18 protein-coding genes are annotated in these 18,653 nt (G+C 71.1%); 12 read left to right on the top strand and 6 right to left on the bottom strand.

The annotated features are described in order from the left end of the window. Positions 1 to 4: 4 nt before the first annotated feature. Positions 5 to 706 carry a FadR/GntR family transcriptional regulator gene (locus RV986_RS06865; RefSeq protein WP_475916531.1) on the bottom strand — a complete coding sequence of 234 codons (702 nt, stop codon included), beginning with the start codon at positions 704 to 706 and terminating at the stop codon, positions 5 to 7. A gap of 194 nt (positions 707 to 900) precedes the next feature. On the opposite strand from RV986_RS06865, the gene RV986_RS06860 reads away from it, so the two are divergent. The 8 genes from RV986_RS06860 (at position 901) to RV986_RS06825 (ending at position 8,917) form a co-directional block, all read left to right on the top strand. Continuing rightward, positions 901 to 2,007, top strand: a complete 1,107-nt coding sequence (locus RV986_RS06860; protein ID WP_475916530.1) for a sugar ABC transporter substrate-binding protein — start codon at positions 901 to 903, stop codon at positions 2,005 to 2,007. Then, positions 2,004 to 3,497 (top strand): sugar ABC transporter ATP-binding protein, encoded by a 1,494-nt coding sequence (locus RV986_RS06855; protein WP_475916529.1) that lies wholly within the window; start codon positions 2,004 to 2,006, stop codon positions 3,495 to 3,497. Before RV986_RS06860 ends, RV986_RS06855 begins: the two co-directional genes overlap by 4 nt. Beyond that, the gene (locus RV986_RS06850) at positions 3,490 to 4,524 is read left to right on the top strand and encodes an ABC transporter permease (protein ID WP_475916528.1); all 1,035 of its coding nucleotides are present in this window, start codon (positions 3,490 to 3,492) and stop codon (positions 4,522 to 4,524) included. Before RV986_RS06855 ends, RV986_RS06850 begins: the two co-directional genes overlap by 8 nt. Positions 4,525 to 4,610: 86 nt before the next feature. Next, complete coding sequence (locus tag RV986_RS06845) at positions 4,611 to 5,981, top strand: L-fuconate dehydratase (RefSeq protein ID WP_475916527.1); 1,371 nt, start codon at positions 4,611 to 4,613, stop codon at positions 5,979 to 5,981. Continuing rightward, a complete protein-coding gene (locus tag RV986_RS06840) occupies positions 5,978 to 6,736 on the top strand; it encodes an SDR family NAD(P)-dependent oxidoreductase (protein WP_475916526.1) in 759 nt (252 codons plus the stop codon). The genes RV986_RS06845 and RV986_RS06840 overlap by 4 nt, the downstream gene beginning before the upstream one ends. Then, positions 6,733 to 7,770 (top strand): aldo/keto reductase, encoded by a 1,038-nt coding sequence (locus tag RV986_RS06835; RefSeq protein ID WP_475916525.1) that lies wholly within the window; start codon positions 6,733 to 6,735, stop codon positions 7,768 to 7,770. The genes RV986_RS06840 and RV986_RS06835 overlap by 4 nt, the downstream gene beginning before the upstream one ends. Beyond that, the gene (locus RV986_RS06830; RefSeq protein ID WP_475916524.1) at positions 7,767 to 8,081 is read left to right on the top strand and encodes an L-rhamnose mutarotase; all 315 of its coding nucleotides are present in this window, start codon (positions 7,767 to 7,769) and stop codon (positions 8,079 to 8,081) included. Before RV986_RS06835 ends, RV986_RS06830 begins: the two co-directional genes overlap by 4 nt. Next, a complete protein-coding gene (locus tag RV986_RS06825; protein ID WP_475916523.1) occupies positions 8,078 to 8,917 on the top strand; it encodes an amidohydrolase family protein in 840 nt (279 codons plus the stop codon). Before RV986_RS06830 ends, RV986_RS06825 begins: the two co-directional genes overlap by 4 nt. Here RV986_RS06825 and RV986_RS06820 read toward each other — a convergent pair. Further along, complete coding sequence (locus tag RV986_RS06820) at positions 8,905 to 10,326, bottom strand: lipase maturation factor family protein (RefSeq protein WP_475916522.1); 1,422 nt, start codon at positions 10,324 to 10,326, stop codon at positions 8,905 to 8,907. The two genes, RV986_RS06825 and RV986_RS06820, sit on opposite strands and share 13 nt — an antisense overlap. Before the next feature lie 145 nt (positions 10,327 to 10,471). Between RV986_RS06820 and RV986_RS06815 the strand changes: the two genes are divergently transcribed. From RV986_RS06815 to RV986_RS06805, 3 genes are all read left to right on the top strand, one after another. Next, positions 10,472 to 11,296: a hypothetical protein gene (locus RV986_RS06815; RefSeq protein ID WP_475916521.1), complete on the top strand. Its 825-nt coding sequence runs from the start codon at positions 10,472 to 10,474 to the stop codon at positions 11,294 to 11,296. A 79-nt stretch (positions 11,297 to 11,375) separates the two neighbouring features. Beyond that, complete coding sequence (locus tag RV986_RS06810; RefSeq protein ID WP_475916520.1) at positions 11,376 to 13,451, top strand: SpoIIE family protein phosphatase; 2,076 nt, start codon at positions 11,376 to 11,378, stop codon at positions 13,449 to 13,451. A 69-nt stretch (positions 13,452 to 13,520) separates the two neighbouring features. After that, positions 13,521 to 14,381, top strand: coding sequence for an Fpg/Nei family DNA glycosylase (locus RV986_RS06805; protein WP_475916519.1), 861 nt, complete (start codon positions 13,521 to 13,523; stop codon positions 14,379 to 14,381). A 103-nt stretch (positions 14,382 to 14,484) separates the two neighbouring features. On the opposite strand, the gene RV986_RS06800 is transcribed toward RV986_RS06805, so the two are convergent. The 3 genes from RV986_RS06800 to RV986_RS06790 all read right to left on the bottom strand — a co-directional run bounded on the left by RV986_RS06800 (position 14,485) and on the right by RV986_RS06790 (position 16,631). Beyond that, entirely contained in the window at positions 14,485 to 15,141 is a 657-nt protein-coding gene (locus RV986_RS06800; protein WP_475916518.1) for a zf-HC2 domain-containing protein, read from the bottom strand. A 282-nt stretch (positions 15,142 to 15,423) separates the two neighbouring features. After that, complete coding sequence (locus RV986_RS06795) at positions 15,424 to 15,939, bottom strand: hypothetical protein (RefSeq protein WP_475916517.1); 516 nt, start codon at positions 15,937 to 15,939, stop codon at positions 15,424 to 15,426. A 152-nt stretch (positions 15,940 to 16,091) separates the two neighbouring features. Then, positions 16,092 to 16,631, bottom strand: coding sequence for a sigma-70 family RNA polymerase sigma factor (locus RV986_RS06790; RefSeq protein WP_266580368.1), 540 nt, complete (start codon positions 16,629 to 16,631; stop codon positions 16,092 to 16,094). Between the two features lie 242 nt (positions 16,632 to 16,873). On the opposite strand from RV986_RS06790, the gene RV986_RS06785 reads away from it, so the two are divergent. Continuing rightward, a complete protein-coding gene (locus tag RV986_RS06785; protein WP_475916516.1) occupies positions 16,874 to 18,040 on the top strand; it encodes a CapA family protein in 1,167 nt (388 codons plus the stop codon). Positions 18,041 to 18,067: 27 nt separating this feature from the next. Here the strand turns inward: RV986_RS06785 and RV986_RS06780 are convergent, their stop codons facing one another. Continuing rightward, entirely contained in the window at positions 18,068 to 18,571 is a 504-nt protein-coding gene (locus RV986_RS06780; RefSeq protein WP_475916515.1) for a universal stress protein, read from the bottom strand. Between the last annotated feature and the right edge of the window lie 82 nt (positions 18,572 to 18,653).

The raw sequence follows: 18,653 nt of genomic DNA, 5'->3' as shown, positions 1-18,653 counted from the left end.
GACGTCAATGCGTGAGCTGGGTCCGCAGCCACTGCTCCACCTCGCCCACGTGCGCGGCGGCGGCCGCTCTGGCCGCCTCCGGGTCGTGGGCCACCAGAGCGCGATGGATCGCCGCGTGCTCGCGGCGGGTGCGCGCGAAGGCGCCCTCCTCCTGGTAGCCGCGCCAGACCCGGGCGCGGAAGGTGCGCGAGGACAGGCCCTCCAGAATGGCCGCCATGGTCTCGTTGCCCGCGGCGGCCGCGATCTCGCGATGGAAGGCCAGGTCGTGGGCGAGGATCTCCTCCGGATCGTCGGTCGCGTTCATCGCCGTGAGGTGTTTCTCCACCTCGGCGAGCTGGTCCGCCGTGATCCGGGCGGCGGCCAGCGCCGTGGCCGTCGACTCCAGGATCCGCCGCACCTCCAGCAGCTCGACCAGCCGCGGTCCGCGCGAGAGGTCGGCCACCACACCGAAGGTCTCCAGCAGGTCCCCGGCCTCCAGCTGGGTGACGTAGATGCCCGAGCCGTGCCGGGCCTCCAGCACGCCGAGGACCGTGAGCGCGCGGATCGCCTCGCGCATCGAGCTGCGGGACATGCCCAGCTGGGCGGCCAGATCACGCTCGGTCGGCAGCCGCTGCCCGGGCTCCAGCCGGCCCTCGCCGATCATCGCCTTGATCCGCTCGATGGCGCGCTGGGTCACGGTGCCTTTCTGCGGGGCCGGCTCGTCCACGCCATCTCCTCCTGTTGCCTGATGCGCCGCAGTCTAACCACCGATGTGGTCGGACCACTACGGCTGAAAACCAGGAAAATTTGACGCCACAGGGTGTTGCGGACCCGAAGTGGTCTGATAAATATTCGTCCCGGCTGGAAGAGGGACCTCCGGCCACGCATCCTGCTCGATCTCGCTCGATGAGGAGCCGTCAGATGGCCGGCAGAACAGTGCGGAACAGGCGAATACCGGCGTGGGGTTCGGCGCGGGTCTCGTCGCGAACCTCGTCGCGGGCCGTGCGTGCGGCGGCCGCGGTCGCCTGCGCGACCCTGGTGCTCGCGGCGTGCGGCAGCACCAAGGACTCCGTGTCCTCCGGCGGAGGGGGCGGCACCGGCAAGGTCGGGGTGATCCTGCCCCTGCTGACCTCGCCGTTCTGGCAGTCCTACAACGACTACGTGCCGAAGATGGCGAAGTCCGAAGGAGTCGACGCCCTCAAGACCGTCAACTCCAACAGCGACCCGTCCCAGCAGATCACCGACATCAACAACCAGCTCAACCAGGGAGTGAAGGGCCTCGTCGTGGCCCCCCTGGACAGCGCCGCGATCGCCGCGGGCCTCGACCAGGCCGAGCGCAAGGGCGTGCCCGTGGTCGCCGTCGACGTGGCGCCCGAGAAGGGCAAGGTCGCCATGGTCGTACGCGCCAACAACGTCGCGTACGGCGAGAAGGCCTGCGAGTACCTCGGCAAGCAGATCCCCTCCGGCAAGGTCGTGCAGATCATGGGCGACCTGGCCTCGGTCAACGGCCGGGAGCGCTCCGAGGCCTTCCGCACCTGTGTGCAGAAGAACTACCCGAAGCTGAAGGTCCTGGAGATCCCCGCCAAGTGGGAGTCCGACACCGCGGCCTCCAAGCTGGACACCCTGCTGAACGCCAACCCCGACATCAAGGGCATCTACATGCAGGCGGGCGGTGTCTACCTCGCGCCGACCCTGCAGACCCTCAAGTCCAAGGGCATGCTGAAGAAGACCGGCCAGGCGGGCCACATCGCCATCGTCTCGAACGACGGCATCCCGCAGGAGTTCGACGCCATCCGCAAGGGCGAGATCGACGCCACCGTCTCCCAGCCGGCCGACGCGTACGCCAAGTACGGCATGTACTACATCAAGGCCGCGATGCAGGGGAAGACGTTCAAGACCGGCCCGACCGACCACGACTCCGAGATCGTCAAGCTGCCCAGCGGCATCCTGGAGGACCAGCTGCCCGCGCCGCTGGTGACCAAGGACAACGTCGACGACGCCACGCTCTGGGGCAACACGGTCAAATGAGCACCCCACTGGTGGAGGCGCGCGGGATAGCCAAGCGGTACGGTCCCACCGTCGCCCTCCAAGACGGCCGACTCACCGTGCTGCCGGGTGAGTCCCACGCCCTCGTCGGGCGCAACGGCGCGGGCAAGTCCACCCTCGTCACCATCCTCACCGGCCTGCAGGCCCCCGACGAGGGCACGGTCCGCTTCGACGGCGAGCCCGCGCCCGCGCTCACCGACCGGGACGCCTGGCGCCGCAAGGTGGCCTGTGTCTACCAGAAGCCCACCGTCGTACCGGAGCTGACGGTCGCGGAGAACCTCTTCATCAACCGGCAGCCCGTCGGGCGCGGCGGCATCATCAGCTGGCGCAGGCTGCGGGCCGAGGCGGCGCAGGTCCTGGAGACCTGGGACGTGCGCGTCGACCCGGAGGCCCGCACCGCCGACCTCAAGGTCGAGGACCGCCAGATGGTGGAGATCGCCCGGGCGCTGAGCTTCGGCGCCCGGTTCATCGTCCTCGACGAACCCACCGCGCAGCTCGACAATCGGGAGATCGAGCGGCTCTTCACCCGGATGCGCGCGCTCCAGGAGTCCGGTGTCACCTTCCTGTTCATCTCGCACCACCTCCAGGAGGTGTACGAGGTGTGCCAGACGGTGACCGTGCTGCGCGACGCCCGCTGGATCACCACCGCGCCGGTCGCCGAACTCCCGCGCCCGGCGCTGGTGGAGGCCATGGCAGGGGAGTCGATCGCCGACAGCGTGACCTCGCACCAGTCCGTGGCGGCCGACGCGCCGGTGCTGCTCGACGCCCGGGGGCTCACCTCGGTCGCGTACGAGGACATCGACCTCACCGTCCGCCGGGGCGAGGTCCTCGGCCTCGCCGGCTCCAGCGGCAGCGGCAAGATCGAGCTCGCCGAGTCCTTCGCCGGACTGCACACGCCGACCGGAGGAACCGCCCGGCTAGACGGCGAACCGCTGCCGTTCGGTGATGTGCAGGCCGCGCTCAGGGCAGGGGTCGGCTGTGTCCCGCGCGACCGGCACGAACAGGGCCTCGTCCCCGGCATGACCATCGGCGACAACACCACCATGAGCGTCCTGAGCCGGCTCGGCCGCTACGGCTTCATCGGCACCTCCCGCAAACGCGGCTTCGCCACCGAGCTGATCGAACGCCTCGACATCCACACCGAGGGCCCCGAGCAGCCCGTCTCGGACCTCTCCGGCGGCAACGCGCAGAAGGTCGTCATGGCCCGCGCGCTCGCCTCCGACCCCCGCCTCCTCGTCCTCATCAACCCCACCGCGGGCGTCGACGTGAAGTCCAAGGAGTCACTGCTGTCCCGTATGGACAGCGCCAGCGAGGACGGCACCGCCGTGCTCGTCGTCTCCGACGAACTCGACGACCTGCGCCGCTGCGACCGCGTCCTCGTCCTCTTCCACGGCCGTGTCGTCGCCGAGCACCCGGCCGGCTGGCACGACCATGAGCTGATCGCCTCCATCGAAGGAGTGGACCATGGCTGACACGAAGGCCCCGTCGGCCTCGTCGCCCACCTCCGCGCGCGTCCCCGACGCGCGGGCCGCCAAGGCCGTACTGCTCCGCCGGGCCCGTGAACTCGCCCTCGTGCCCGCCCTGTTGGTGCTCCTGGTGCTCGGTGCGATCGTCAACGACTCGTTCCTCACCGAACGGAACCTGATCTCCATCCTGGGCGCCTCGGCGGCGCTCGCGATGGTGGTCCTGGCCGAGTCGCTGGTGCTGATCACCGGCAAGATCGACCTGTCGCTGGAGTCGGTGGTCGGTATCGCGCCCGCCGTCGGCGCCCTGCTGGTGCTGCCCGCCGCGCAGTCCGGCTGGGGCACCGAGTGGCCGGCCGCGCTCGCCCTGGTCGCGGTCCTCGTCGTGGGCGGGGTCATCGGCGCCTTCAACGGTGTCCTCGTGGTGAAGTTCAAGCTCAACGCCTTCATCGTCACCCTCGCGATGCTGATCGTGCTGCGCGGTCTGCTGGTCGGCGCCACCAAGGGCAAGACGCTGTTCGGCATGCCCGACGCGTTCTTCTCCCTGGCCACCTCCACCTTTCTGCGGGTCCCGCTGTCGGTGTGGCTGGCCGCGGTCGCCTTCGGCGTCGCCGGGCTGATCCTCAAGTACCACCGGGTCGGCCGCGCCCTGTACGCGATAGGCGGCAACGCGGAGGCGGCCCGCGCGGCCGGTATCCGCGTCGACCGGATGCTGCTCGGGGTGTCCGTCGTCGCCGGTGTCCTCGCCTCGGTCGGCGGGATCATGCAGACCGGTTACGTCGGTGCGATCAGTGCCAACCAGGGCAACAACATGATCTTCACGGTGATGGCGGCGGCGGTCATCGGCGGTATCAGCCTCGACGGCGGCAAGGGCACCATGTTCGGCGCCCTGACCGGCGTACTCCTCCTCGGTGTGGTGCAGAACCTGCTCACGCTCGCCCAGGTGCCGTCCTTCTGGATCCAGGCCATCTACGGCGGAATCATCCTGGTCGCCCTGATGATCGCCCGCGTGACCACCGGCCGCGCCCAGGACTGACCCCCCTCTCGATTTCGTACGGATCCCAGGATTCACGGATCCACGGACCCCTCCGTACGCCCCTGTCCCGGACCGAAAGGCCTCCCGTGTCCCCAACTGCCGCTCGCATCACCGCGGTCGACACCTACGACATCCGTTTCCCCACCTCGCGCGAGCTCGACGGCTCCGACGCGATGAACCCGGACCCCGACTACTCGGCTGCGTACGTCGTGCTGCGCGCCGACACGCCGGACTGTCCCGAGGGGCACGCGTTCACCTTCACCATCGGGCGGGGCAATGACGTCCAGGTCGCCGCGATCGAGGCACTGCGCGGCCATGTGGTGGGACGTTCGGTCGAGGAACTGTGCGCCGACCCGGGCTCCCTCGCCCGGGACCTGATCGGGGACAGTCAGCTGCGCTGGCTCGGCCCCGAGAAGGGCGTGATGCACATGGCGATCGGCGCCGTCATCAACGCCGTGTGGGACCTGGCCGCCAAACGCGCCGAGAAGCCCCTGTGGCAGCTGCTCGCCGACGCCGAACCGGAGTGGCTGGTCCGCCAGGTCGACTTCCGCTACCTCACCGACGCCCTCACCCCCGAGGAGGCGCTGGAGCTGCTGCGCCGCGGCCGGGAAGGCGCCGCCGAGCGTGCCGCGACCCTCCGGGAAAAAGGTTTCCCCGCCTATACGACCTCGCCCGGCTGGCTCGGCTACAGCGACGAGAAGCTCAGCCGCCTCGCCGCCGAGGCCGTCGCCGACGGGTTCCGGCAGATCAAGCTGAAGGTGGGTGCCGACCTGGCGGACGACGTACGCCGCTGCCGCGTCGCCCGCTCGGTGGTCGGCCCCGACATCCGCATCGCGATCGACGCCAACCAGCGCTGGAACGTGGACGAGGCGATCGCCTGGACCAAGGCCCTCGCCGAGTTCGAGCCCTACTGGATCGAGGAGCCCACCAGCCCCGACGACGTCCTCGGCCATGCCGCCGTCCGCAAGGCGGTCACCCCCGTCAAGGTCGCCACCGGCGAGCACGTCCAGAACCGTGTCATCTTCAAGCAGCTCCTCCAGGCCGGCGCCATCGACGTCCTGCAGATCGACGCGGTCCGCGTCGCCGGAGTCAACGAGAACCTCGCCATCCTGCTGCTCGCGGCCAAGTTCGGCGTGCCCGTCTGCCCGCACGCCGGCGGCGTCGGCCTGTGCGAACTCGTTCAGCACCTGTCGATGTTCGACTACGTGGCGCTCTCCGGCACCACCGACGACCGGGTGATCGAATACGTCGACCATCTGCACGGCCACTTCCTCGATCCCGTGGTGATCAGGCAGGGTCACTACAGGGCACCCACCGCGCCGGGCTACTCCGCGGCCCTGCGGCCGGAGTCCATCACGGAGTTCACCTACCCCGGTGGCACCTTCTGGGCCGCCGACCTCGCCCAGCAGCAGTCCGACCACCCGACGAGCGAAAAGCAGAAGGGGGAAGCCGCGTGAGCGCCGACTTCGAAGGCCTCAAGGCGCTGGTGACCGGGGGCGCCTCCGGCATCGGCCGGGCCACCGCCGAGCTGCTCGCCGCCCGTGGAGCCCAGGTCGCCGTCCTCGACCTGGACCCCTCGACGGTCGAGAAGCCCCTGTTCGGCCACCGCGCCGACGTCACCGACGACGCCTCCGTACGCCAGGCCGTGGCCGCGGCGGTCGCGGACCTCGGCGGACTCGACGTACTGATCAACAACGCGGGGGTCGGCGCCCAGGGCACCGTCGAGGACAACGCCGACGAGGAGTGGCACCGGGTCCTGGACGTCAATGTCGTCGGCATGGTCCGCACGGCCCGCGCCGCCCTGCCCCACCTGCGGGAATCCGCGCACGCGGCGATCGTGAACACCTGCTCCATCGCCGCCACCGCCGGGCTGCCGCAGCGCGCCCTGTACTCCGCGACCAAGGGCGCCGTCCTCTCCCTCACCCTCGCCATGGCCGCCGACCACCTCCGCGAGGGCATCCGCGTCAACTGCGTGAACCCCGGCACCGCCGACACCCCCTGGGTCGGCCGCCTCCTGGACGCCGCCCCCGACCCGGCCGCCGAACGGGCCGCGCTGGCGGCCCGCCAGCCCTCCGGCCGGCTGGTCACGGCGGACGAGGTCGCGGGCGCCATCGCCTATTTGGCGAGCCCGCTCTCCGGCGCCACCACCGGCACCGCCCTCGCCGTGGACGGCGGCATGCAGGGACTGCGACTGCGGCCGGTGGGCCAGTGAGCACGCCCGGAAGGAGCACGCCCGGAAGGAGCACGCTCGGGAGGAGCACGCTCGGGAGGAGCGGTGTCGAGGTCAGCGCCCTGTCCTTCGGCGCCGCGGGCATCGGCAACCTGTTCACCGCGGTCGGCGACGAGCAGGCGTACGAGGCCGTGGACGCCGCATGGTCCGGGGGCATCCGCTACTTCGACACCGCCCCGCACTACGGCATCGGCCTCTCCGAACGCCGTCTCGGCGCGGCTCTGCGCGAGCGCCCCCGCGCCGAGTACACCCTATCCACCAAGGTGGGCCGCCTCCTGGAACCCACGGAGGCGGACCCGGCCGGCGACGACCTGGCCGACGGGTTCGCGGTGCCCGCCACGCACCGCCGCGTCTGGGACTTCAGCGCGGACGGCGTACGACGCGGACTGGAGGCCAGCCTCGAACGCCTCGGCCTCGACCGCGTGGACGTCGTCTACCTCCACGACCCCGACGACCACGCCGAGCAGGCCTTCCACGAGGGCTACCCGGCGCTGGAGAAGCTGCGCTCGGAAGGCGTGGTGGGCGCGATCGGCGCGGGCATGAACCAGACCGAGATGCTCACCCGCTTCGTCCGCGACACGGACGTGGACGTGGTGCTGTGCGCCGGGCGGTACACACTGCTCGACCACGGCGCGCTGACCGAGCTGCTGCCGGCCGCCGAGGAGCACGGCACATCGGTCGTCATCGGCGGCGCCTTCAACTCCGGTCTGCTGGCCGACCCGCGGCCGGAAGCGACCTACAACTACGCGGCGGCGCCGGGCGAGTTGCTGGCACGCGCCGTGCGGCTCAAGGAGATCGCCGAGCGGCACGGCAGCACCCTGCGTGCCGCCGCACTCGCCTTCCCCGCCGCGCACCCGGCCGTGGCGAGCGTCCTGGTCGGCGCCCGCTCGCCGCACGAAGTCCGCGACTGCGTCGAGCAGTTCGAGGCGCCGGTGCCGCGGGACCTCTGGCAGGAACTGCGCGCCGAGCGCCTGTTGCCCGAGAACGCCCCCGTACCCGTACAGGATCCGTCATGAGAGTCGCCCTGCACACCAAGGTCCGCGCGGACCGCGTCGCCGCGTACGAGTCCGCCCACCGGGAGGTCCCCGAAGAGCTCAGCGAGGCCATCCGCGCCGCCGGAGCCACCTCCTGGACGATCTGGCGCAGCGGCACCGACCTCTTCCACGTCCTGGACTGCGAGGACTACGGGCGCCTGCTCGCCGAACTGAAGGACCTCCCCGTCAACATCGCCTGGCAGGCCCGCATGGCCGAGCTCCTGGACGTCGTGCACGACTACTCCGGCGAGGGCGCCGAGGCGGGGCTGCCCGTCGTCTGGGAGCTGCCATGAGGGTGGACGCGCACCACCACGTGTGGGACCTCACGGTTCGCGAGCAGGACTGGATCACCGGACCCGAACTCCAGCCACTGCGCAGGAACTTCGCCGTGGCGGACCTCGCTCCGCAGGCGCGCGCCGCAGGGATCGACGGCACGGTCCTCGTCCAGACGATCACCGTGCCCGAGGAGACCCCGGAGTTCCTCGCCCTGGCGCAGGAGAGCGAACTGATCACGGGCGTGGTCGGCTGGACCGACCTGACCGCCCCGGACGTCTCCGACGCGCTCGCCCGGCTGCGGGAGCTCCCCGGCGGCCGGTACCTCAAGGGCATCCGCCACCAGGTGCAGGGCGAACCCGACCCGGAGTGGCTGCTGCGTCCGGAGGTACGGAACGGGCTCGCCGCCGTCGCGGCAGCGGGCCTGGTCTACGACCTGCTCGTACTGCCGCAGCAGCTGCCCACCTGCGTCCGGGCGGCCGCGGACCATCCCGAACTCACCTTCGTCCTCGACCACTTGGGCAAGCCGCCGATCGCCACGGGCGTGCTGGAACCGTGGGCGACGGCCCTCCGGGCGCTGGCCGCGCTCCCCAACACGGTGTGCAAGCTCTCGGGGATGGTCACCGAGGCGGACCTCGCGAAGTGGACGGCCGACGATCTGCGCCCGTACGCGGACACCGTCCTGGAGGCCTTCGGTCCCGGCCGTGTGATGTTCGGCTCGGACTGGCCGGTGTGCACATTGGCGGCGTCGTACGACCAAGTGGTGGCGGTGACGGAGGAGTTGACCGGGGGACTGGGAACGGGGGAGCGCGCCGATGTGTTCGGCGGCACCGCCGCCCGTGTCTACCGGCTCTGATCCACCCATTCCAGCCGCATCGGCGGCAGGAACTCCCGCACGTACGTCCGATGCCAGCATGCGCCCGTCTCCCGCAGCTCACGCCAGGTCGTGTAGCGATAGCGGTAGAGGCGGGCGCGGACGTACCGGGGCGGCGCGTCCGCGGGGAACGGGGAGCGGCGCAGCAGCCGCAGTGTGTCGCGGTCGTTCTCCAGGAGCCGTTCGACCAGCCCGGTGAACCATGAGGCGGCGTAGGCGGGGGAGAGCGCCGCGAACCACATCAGCCAGTCGAGCCGCAGATGGTACGGCGCGAACTGCCGCGGCCAGTGACGGGGATCGCCCGGCTTGCCCTTGAACTCGTACTCCCGCCAGTCCGAGTCCTCGTGCGGCAGGGCGTCCGCCGTGCCCTCGACGATCACCTCGTGGCGCACCCGGCTGACGCTGCCGAACGCGCCGTAGGTGTTGACCAGGTGCAGCGGGTCGAAGGAGCGGTTCATGACCTGGCGCCGGGAGACGAGATTGCGGGCGGGGCGGTAGCTGAGGGTCAGCAGACCCGTCGCGACCGTGAGCACCACGATCTCGTACCAGAGGGGTGGGGCGGACACGTGCGGGGGAGTGGTGGGGAACTTGATGGTGGAGAGGGCCAGCACGATCGTGGTCCAGTTCAGCCAGGAGAAGTTGCCGGACAGCACCAGCCACAGCTGGGTGAGGGCCATCAGCGAGGCGGCGGCCGTCGCGATCGGCTGCGGGGTGAACAGCAGGACGGGCACGACGAGCTGCGTGAAGTGGTTCGCCGCCACCTCCACCCGGTGGAAGGGCCCCGGGAGGTGATGGAAGAACCAGCTCAGCGGGCCCGGCATCGGCTGGGTCTCGTGGTGGTAGTCCAGGCAGGTCAGCTTCCGCCAGCAGGCGTCGCCCCGCATCTTGATCAGCCCGGCGCCGAACTCCACGCGGAACAGCACCCAGCGCAGCAGGAAGAGGACGACGATCAGCGGGGCCACCTCGTCGTTGCCGAGGAACACGGCGAGGAAGCCGACCTCCAGCAGCAGGGACTCCCAGCCGAACGCGTACCAGGTCTGGCCCACGTTGACGATCGACAGGTACATCGCCCAGGGCGCCAGCCACAGCAGCATGGCTCCCCAGAGCGGGAGACGCTGGTCCAGGCCCGCGACCAGCGCCGCCGACACCGCGCAGCCCGCCCAGGACCAGGCGGCGAAGAAGCGGTCCGAGTAGCGCAGTTGGAACACGCTCGGCGCCTGGCGGAACGGCACCAGCGCCACATATCGGGGCACCGGCAGCATCCCGCGCTCCCCGATCAGCGCACGGAACTGCAGCGCGGCGCTCAGGAACGCGACGAGATAGACCGCGGCCAGGGCCCGCTGGAAGACCAGCCGGCTCAGCCAGTAGTCGGGGGCGATGAACCACTCCACGGTGAGTTGCTCCTCTCCCTTCCGTTTCCCTCCATTGTGACGCTGGGTGACCGCCTCCGCTTGCGTAAGCCAACTGGGCGACGCAGACAATAGTGGACGAAATGCCCGGAGTGAGCGGGCGAACGCGGTGCAACGGGAGAATGTGGTGCGACAGAAGACCGTGGTGCATATACCCACCCGAACCCTCGTCATGGTCTGTGTGCTCTCGGCGGCGCTCCTTGTCGCCGGATGCGACCGCGACGGCGACAGGAACACGACGTCCGGTGTGGAGGGCGGTGAACTCCTCCTGCAGCCGGGCGTGGCCGACGGGCCCGACGCGTTCACCGCGTCCACGGCCGCCGCGCCGCCCGTCACCCGAATGCCGCACACGGCGCCGCCCACGGACCGTGTCGTCGACCCACGCGGCGTGCGCTCCTTCCCGGGCTCTCCGGACCTGCTGGACCTGCTGGACCTGCTGGACCCGCAGGGCGCGGCCGAGGTGAACCCGGGCACCCGAGGGCGGTCCGGGCCCGGGTTCCGGCCCGCCGGTGTCGTCGTACGGCCGCCGTCCCTGAGTCCGAGCCTGCCTGCGAGCCCGGAGCGGAGCCCGTTGGCTGCTCCGCCCTCCGAAGGGGTGGCGTCCGACTGTCTGCCGGAGCTGCCGGAGCTGCCGGAGCTGCCGGAGCTGCCGGAGCTGCCGGAGCTGCCGGACGTGCCGCGTGCGCCGGACCTGCCCGGCGTACCGGACCTGCCGGACGGTGGCGTGCCGACGGACGCTCCGGTGGCCGCGATGGTGGACTGCGCCCCACCCACCGCGACGCCCCCGTCGATCGAGGAGCCCGTGTTCCCGCCGGACCCCTTGGACGAGGAGATCGGTCCCGACACCGTCCCGGAGATCCCCGATCTGCCCGACGGCGGCGGAATGATCCCCGACGAGTCAGCCGGGGAGGACTCCGTCTTCGAGTTGCCGGCCGACGTCTTCGACGGCTGAGTGTCCGAGTGGTGTGGGGAGCCCGGATCCGGGCTCCCCATAACTCGAATAATCGGGCAAATCCTGGCAAGGTGGCCCCATGGTTGATCGGGGAGCGAGCGCCCTGTCACTCCCGGACGACCGGCCCGCCCACCCGGATCCGATCCTGGCGCTCAACCACATGGGCAGTTTCGACTGGGACCTGGACACCGGTCAGATGCAGATGGACGCCCAGGCCCACGAAGTGTTCGACCTGCGCCCCGAGGAGTACGACGGCAATCCCGACGCCCTGTCCCTGCGGATACCCCGGACCGAGTCCATCCGCCTCGACACCCTGGTCTCCCAGGCACTGAAGGACGGCAGCGAGAACTACGGAGCCTACTTCCGCATCCGCTGCCGCGACGGCTCGCTGCGCTGGACCCACGCCCAGGGCTACATCCGCCGCGACGAGACCGGCCGGCCGCGCCGGATCATCGGCATCGTCCGCGACGCCACGCGGGAACTGGGCGAGAGCGCGGCGCGCCGTGAGCAGGCCGCCGAGGTCGAGGCCCGGCGCCAGCAGACGAACGTCGTGCAGATCACCACCGCCGCGCTCGCCCACGCCCGTACCGTCCAGGACGTCATCGACGTCCTCAAGGACTCCCACGGTCTGACCCACCTCGGCGCGACGAGCCTGGTCATGGGCCTGGTGGAGGCCGGACGCATCCGGCTGGTCGCCGAGGGTCCCGAGGGCAGCTTCGTGCCCGGCACCCTGGTCACACGGATCGACGAGCAGTACCCGATGAGCGAGGTCGTGCGCACCCTCTCCCCGCGCTTCATCGAGTCCCCGGAGGACTTCGCCGACTCCTATCCACTGCTGTGGCCGCACATCACCGACCTGAAGATCACCTCGGCCGCCTATCTGCCGCTCATCGTGCAGGCCCGCCCGATCGGCGCGATGGGCCTGCTCTACAACGACCGCAGCGGCTTCTCCGCGGAGGAGCGCAACGTCCTGGTCGCGCTGGGCAGCAGCATCGCGCAGAGTCTGCAGCGGGCCATGTTCTACGAGCAGGAGAAGGACCTCGCCCAAGGCCTCCAGCAGGCCATGCTGCCGCGCTCCATCCCCAGCGTGCCGGGCGCGGACATCGCCGTCCGGTACCGTTCCGCCTCCCTCGGCCGGGACATCGGCGGCGACTGGTACGACGTGATCCCGCTGCCCGGCGGCCGCGTCGGCGCCGTCATCGGGGACGTCCAGGGGCACGACACGCACGCCGCCGCCGTCATGGGCCAGCTGCGTATCGTGCTGCGCGCCTACGCCGCCGAGGGACACACCCCCGCCACCGTGATGGCCCGCGCCTCCGTCTTCCTGCACGAACTCGACACCGACCGCTTCGCGACCTGTTTGTACGCGGAGGCCGACCTGTCGACCGGAGTCGTCCAGCTGGTACGGGCCGGCCACATCGACCCGCTGATCCGGGAGAACGACGGCACCTGCCGCCGACTGCCTGTCGCGGGAGGCCTGCCACTGGGTCTCTCCGCCCTGTTCGGGCGCCTCGAATACCCGGTCGACACGGTCGAGCTGGACCCCGGTCAGACCCTGCTGGTATGCACCGACGGCCTCGTCGAGCAGCCCGGCGTCGATCTCGACGAAGGCCTGGACACCCTGATGGAGCTGATCCGCTCGGGCCCGGACGACGTACGCGACCTCGCCGACCTGCTCATCGACGTGGCCGAGGAACGCGGTGGCGACGACGACGTCGCCCTGCTGGCCCTGCGCCGCCGTGGCCCCGGCCCCCATCGGTCCGGCGGGCGGCTCCAGCAGCACGTGGCGCCCGGCGACCCCGAGGCGCTCACGGAGGCCCGGCACATGATCCGGGCCGCGGTCCGCGCCTGGGGCGCCGCTGAGCGCGCCGACGACGTCGAACTGGTCGCCGACGAGCTGATCACCAACGCCCTCATGCACACCGAGGGCGCGGCGATCGTCACCCTGCGGGTCCTCAGCGGCCCCGACCGGAGGCTGCGCGCGGAGGTCGAGGACTCCTCCAGCGCCCTGCCGCGCCGCCGGGAGGCGGGCGAGTCCGGCGTCTCCGGCCGCGGACTCCTCCTGGTCGACCGGCTCGCCGACATCTGGGGCGTGGAGGCACGCGGCGGCGGCAAGTGCGTGTGGTGCGAGTTCCTGGTCCCGCCACGGGACTGACCACCGTCCCGCCACGGGACTGACCACCGGGGCGCTCGGGGCCGACGGCCTCGGTGGCACCCTGGACCTATGCCGGAACTGCCAGAGGTCGAGGCGCTCAAGGATTTCCTTGCCGACCATCTCGTCGGCCGCGAGGTCGTGCGCGTGCTGCCCGTCGCCATCAGCGTCCTGAAGACGTACGACCCGCCCGTCACCGCCTTCGAGGGCCGCGAGGTCACCGCCGTGCACCGGCACGGCAAGTTCCTCGACATCGAGGCCGACGGCCTGCACTTCGTGACCCACCTCGCCCGCGCGGGCTGGCTGCACTGGAAGGACACGCTGCCCGACGGCCCGCCCCGCCCCGGCAAGGGCCCGCTCGCGCTGCGCGTCGCCCTGGAGACCGGCGAGGGCTTCGACCTCACCGAGGCCGGCACCCAGAAGAGACTCGCGGTGTACATCGTCCGGGACCCGGCGGAGATCCCCGGCGTCGCCCGCCTGGGCCCGGACCCGCTCACCGCCGAATTCGACGAGGCACGCTTCGCGGAGCTGCTCGCGGGCGAGCGGCGCCGGCTCAAGGGCGCGCTCCGGGACCAGAGCCTGATCGCCGGTGTGGGGAACGCGTACAGCGACGAGATCCTGCACGCCGCCAGGATGTCCCCCTTCAAACTCGCCGCCTCGCTGACCCCCGAGGAGACGAGCCGCCTGTACGAGGCGCTGCGCACCACCCTCACCGAGGCGGTGGAGCGCTCCCACGGGCTGGCCGCGGGGCGCCTCAAGGCGGAGAAGAAGAGCGGGCTGCGGGTGCACGGCCGGACGGGCGAGCCCTGCCCGGTGTGCGGCGACACCATCCGCGAGGTCTCCTTCAGCGACTCCTCGCTGCAGTACTGCCCGACCTGCCAGACCGGAGGGAAGCCGCTCGCGGACCGCCGACTGTCCCGGCTGCTCAAATAGCGCAGGATCAGGCGGCCGATCACACGACGGATCAGGCGGCCCATCACACGGCGGATCAGACGGCTGATCGGACGGCCGATCGGACGCCGGACCAGGCGGCCGATCAGGGGGACTTGACCGTCACCAGGTGCTTGCCGTCCGTCGTGCGCACCTCGAACCGGCTGATCTCTCCGGCTTTGAGCGCGGCACCGCCCTGCAGGGTGGTGGCCTCACCGTTGTGCGGCGGCACCATCCAGCTCGTCACGGTCTCCTCCGAACCGTCCTTGCCGAAGGCGACGAGCTGGCAGGGATGCGGGCCCCCGACGTCCTTGACCTCGATGTTGATCTGGCTGCCCCAGACCCGGTCCTGTGTCGTGATCTGGGCCCAGACCCCGGTCTGCGGGTCCGTCGCGGCGAACGGTGTCGCCTGGGAGGCGGATCCGTGCGACGTGACCATCGCGATCATGGGCCCGCCCGCCGCGAGCACCACGGCGGCGGCCACCGCGTACAGCCAGCGCCTGCGCCCGGCCCGGCGCGTTGTCGCCACCTCGCCGAGCAGCTTGTCCAGCAGCCGCGGCCCGGGGGAGGCGAAGGGGTGCACGGAGCGCGGGGTGGCCTGCCGGTACAGCATCAACTGCCGCGCGGCGGGTCGGAACTCACTCACGTGCGCCGCGCACTGAGGGCACTCCATGAGGTGATCCTCGAAGCGGAAGGCCTCCGCCTCGTCCAGCACGCCGAGCGCGTAGGCGCCGACGTCACGATGCCGTTCCAGGGACCTCATACCGAATACCGAATCCTTGTGGCGATGGTGCGGGGTGGGAGTGGTGTTGCTGTTGCCCACGGGTACGCACCAGACCGTCGAATCATTCAAGACTCGTTCGGAATCGCGGCCAAGACATTCGGAGTGGGAGCGCCCGCGGATTGGTGCGAGCTCAAAAAAAGTTGTTCGGAAAACTTGTTTGGAGGAGTGCGCCGCGGTCGGGTGCTCCGGTCGGGCGCCGTGGTCGGTCGCGCGCAGTGGTCGGAAGAGGTGGTCAGACGTGGTCGGAAGAGGAAGGGACGGTCAGAAGAGATGGATCGCCAGGTGCCCCAACGGCAGTCCCAGCCGCCAGGCCGGTGTCCACACCTTCGGTCCGTCGTCCTCGCCCGGGACGGGGCCGCCTCCCGGCACGGCGTCCAGGTCGGGAGCGAGCAGTTCGGTCTCCTCCAGCCAGCGCCAGGCCGCCGAAGCCAGTTCCAGGTCCGGAGCGGGGCCGCCGGACTCGGCCGCCTCGGCCGCGCGCCGCGCCATGTGCTCACACACCCAGTCCTGCCACGGCTGGTCGTACGCCGTCAGCGAGAGCCAGGTCTCCAACTGCGAGACGACCCGGATGCCCGAGAGCTCGCCCTCGGTGTCGGAGAGGAAGATGGTCAGCGCCAGGGCGTCGCGCCCGGCACGGAATTCGAAGGACGTGGGCGGCATCAGGTCGCCGGTCCGCAGCAGCTCGTCGGCGATGTACTCGGCGTACAACCACGCCATGGGGACGGTGAGTTCCCCACCGCCGGTGCCGTCCGTGCTCTCTTGGCCTCTGTGCAGCATCCCTTCCCGCCTTCCTCCGGTTTGCCTGCGCGTCGCCCGATCCCGGGGGCGGGGGGTGTCCCCCTCCATCCGGAACACGGATGAGAACAGCTGATTGCTCAACCATGGTCCTCAGCAAGGCGCTTTACGGAGGTTTGACTCGGCCTTCGGTTTCACCGCAGGTCGGCCGCGTATCCCGGAAGAACCCGGCGCAGGGCGCGCAACGCGTAGTACGCACGAGATTTCACGGTACCGGGCGGAATGCCGAGCGCCGCAGCGGCCTCCGCCACACTCGCCCCCTGGAAATACACCAGCACCAGGACTTCACGGTGCTCGGGAGTGAGTGTCTTCACAGCCTCCCGCACATCGAGCGTCGCCGCCGACCTTTCGGCGTGATCCGCACAGACCCGCGCACTTTCCAGTACCGCGTCCCCGACCTCCGGCGGCCGTGCCTGCCGGGCCCGCCGTGCGTCGATCGCGAGCCGCCGGCCCACGGTGAGCAGCCAGGGGCGTACGGAGTCGAAGTCGTCGGCGCGCAGTGCCTCGGGGTGTTGCCAGGCGCGCACGAACGTCTCCTGGAGCAGGTCCTCGGCGCGCTGCCGGTCGCCGTCGGAGAGTCGCAGGAGCAGGGCGAAGAGGGGCCGGCCGTGCTCGCGCTGCAGCGCGGCCAGCTCGTGTTCGGCGGTCGTCTTGGTGGTGGTTCCGGCCGTCATGGCCTGTATGCCAGCGGGTACCGCCCTGGTGGGACAGGGGCGGGGCACGGGTCTGCGCCGGGCGGTCGATGCTGTCGGTGAACGGCGCGGCGAACGGTCCAGCGGGCCCCGCCATCGCCCCGATCGGCTCGTTCGCCGGCGCCGGACGGGCTACCGGTACGCGTCGGTCCTTGACTCCGCCCCTCCCTGGTAGATGGATTCATCTCACTTCGTACTCATATATGACTGCATCGAGGCTGGGCATGATCACACGTAGGCGACAGACCGCCGCGGCCCTCGCGGCCGTACTCGTCGTGGGCACCGCGGGCTGTCAGGCCGCGCAGAAGCCGCCCGCCCGGAGCGCCGGGCAGCCCGGCGGACCCGCCGTACCCTCCGCCCCGAGCGGCTTCACCCTCGTCGCCTCCGGCGACCTGCTGCCGAGCACCTCGATCATCGAGCGGGCGAACTCCGACGCGGGCGGCGCCGGGTACGACTTCCGGCCGATGTTCGAAGGGGTGAGACCCCTGGTCGCCGGCGCCGACCTGGCGATCTGCCATATGGAGACCGTGTACGGCCCCGACGGCGACTACTCCTCGGCCTCGGCCTTCGACTCCCCGCCGCAGCTGGCCGGGGCACTCGCCGCGACCGGCTACGACGCCTGCTCCACCGCCTCGAACCACACCCTCGACGACGGCGCCGAGGGCGTCCGGCGCACCCTGGACGTGCTCGACCGCGCGGGCGTACGGCACGCGGGATCGGCGCGCACGGAGGTGGAAGCGACCGTGCCCACCCTCATGCGCGCGGGCGGCGCGAGTGTCGCCCACCTCGCCTACACCTACGGGACGGACAGCCTGCCGATGCCCGCGGGGCAGCCCTGGGCCGTCAACCTCATCGACCGCGACCGGATCCTGGTGGATGCCCGGGCCGCCCGGCGGGCGGGCGCCGACGTGGTCGTCGTATCCCTGCACTGGGGCACCGAATGGCAGGAGGAGCCCGACACCCGGCAGACGGCGCTGAGCCGGGAGCTCACCGCGTCCCGTACGGACGGGCGCCCCGACATCGACCTGATCCTGGGCGCCCAGGCCCACGTCCCGCAGGCCTACGAGAAGGTCAACGGCACCTGGGTGGTCTACGGGACGGGCGACCAGGTCGCGGGCGAGATGTTCAACCACCAGGGCGTCCAGGACCCGCGGGGCAACGAGAGCACCCTCGCCCGCTTCACCTTCGCCCCGCCCACGCGGCGGGGGGCACGCTGGGAGGTCACGAAGGCGGAGTTCGTGCCGCAGCTCTTCGACATCGACGCCGGGCGGGTCGTCGATCTCAACGCGGCCGTGGCGCAGGGCGCCGACCTCGCGGGCGTACGCGACCGGATCCGGGACGTCGTGCTCGGTCGGGGCGCGGCCAAGGACGGGCTGATGATGGCGCAGTAGGCCGCTGGGCCGCCGGGACCCTGGGGCCTACGGGACGACCGTGACCGGCCAGTGGCCCGCCTTCACCAGCCGGATCGCCACCGATCCGATGATCCGGTGCCCCGCCTGCTCGGAGGCACCGACCACCACGGCGTCCGCCTTGAGCTCGTTCGCCGCCGTCACCAGGCCGTTGAAGGGGTCGCCGCGGAAGGTGTGGAACTCCCAGCGCACCTCGAATATGTCCTTGACCTTCTCGGTGCCCTCCCGGAACTGCGCGATGAGGTCCTCCGCGATCCGGTCCGTGGTGTCGGCGACCGGCGCCCCGAACGCCGCTCCCGCGGCCATGACCGGCTGGACGTACACGAGGGCGAGCAGTGCGCGCTGCCGCCTGGCCAGGCCGGCCGCGTAGGCCGCCGCGCGCAGCGACGACTCGGAGCCGTCCACGCCGACGACGATGACCTTGGGACCGTCCGTGCCTCGCTCGAACCGATGCGAGGGTTGCTTTTCCGCCACACTGCCGAGGCTATCGGAAGCCCCAGGTCCGCGAACCATCCGGGCTGGGCACGGCCCGCATGCCGTGGCGGGTGCCGGGTGGCAGGTGACGCCGGGCGACCCGGGCGCTCGACGGGCGGGT

It is taken from the genome of Streptomyces sp. RLA012, assembly GCF_056270325.1.
Note: the sequence above shows the minus strand (reverse complement) of the source record. Positions and strands in the feature narration are given on the sequence as shown.

Bases quoted from the DNA above. Each gene is read 5' to 3' on its own strand.
- RV986_RS06860 (WP_475916530.1), top strand. From the start codon at position 901: ATGGCCGGCAGAACAGTGCGGAACAGGCGAATACCGGCGTGGGGTTCG.
- RV986_RS06855 (WP_475916529.1), top strand. From the start codon at position 2,004: ATGAGCACCCCACTGGTGGAGGCGCGCGGGATAGCCAAGCGGTACGGT.
- RV986_RS06850 (WP_475916528.1), top strand. From the start codon at position 3,490: ATGGCTGACACGAAGGCCCCGTCGGCCTCGTCGCCCACCTCCGCGCGC.
- RV986_RS06830 (WP_475916524.1), top strand. From the start codon at position 7,767: ATGAGAGTCGCCCTGCACACCAAGGTCCGCGCGGACCGCGTCGCCGCG.
- RV986_RS06825 (WP_475916523.1), top strand. From the start codon at position 8,078: ATGAGGGTGGACGCGCACCACCACGTGTGGGACCTCACGGTTCGCGAG.
- RV986_RS06810 (WP_475916520.1), top strand. From the start codon at position 11,376: ATGGTTGATCGGGGAGCGAGCGCCCTGTCACTCCCGGACGACCGGCCC.
- RV986_RS06805 (WP_475916519.1), top strand. From the start codon at position 13,521: ATGCCGGAACTGCCAGAGGTCGAGGCGCTCAAGGATTTCCTTGCCGAC.
- RV986_RS06800 (WP_475916518.1), bottom strand. From the start codon at position 15,141: ATGAGGTCCCTGGAACGGCATCGTGACGTCGGCGCCTACGCGCTCGGC.
- RV986_RS06795 (WP_475916517.1), bottom strand. From the start codon at position 15,939: ATGCTGCACAGAGGCCAAGAGAGCACGGACGGCACCGGCGGTGGGGAA.
- RV986_RS06790 (WP_266580368.1), bottom strand. From the start codon at position 16,631: ATGACGGCCGGAACCACCACCAAGACGACCGCCGAACACGAGCTGGCC.
- RV986_RS06785 (WP_475916516.1), top strand. From the start codon at position 16,874: ATGATCACACGTAGGCGACAGACCGCCGCGGCCCTCGCGGCCGTACTC.
- RV986_RS06780 (WP_475916515.1), bottom strand. From the start codon at position 18,571: ATGGTTCGCGGACCTGGGGCTTCCGATAGCCTCGGCAGTGTGGCGGAA.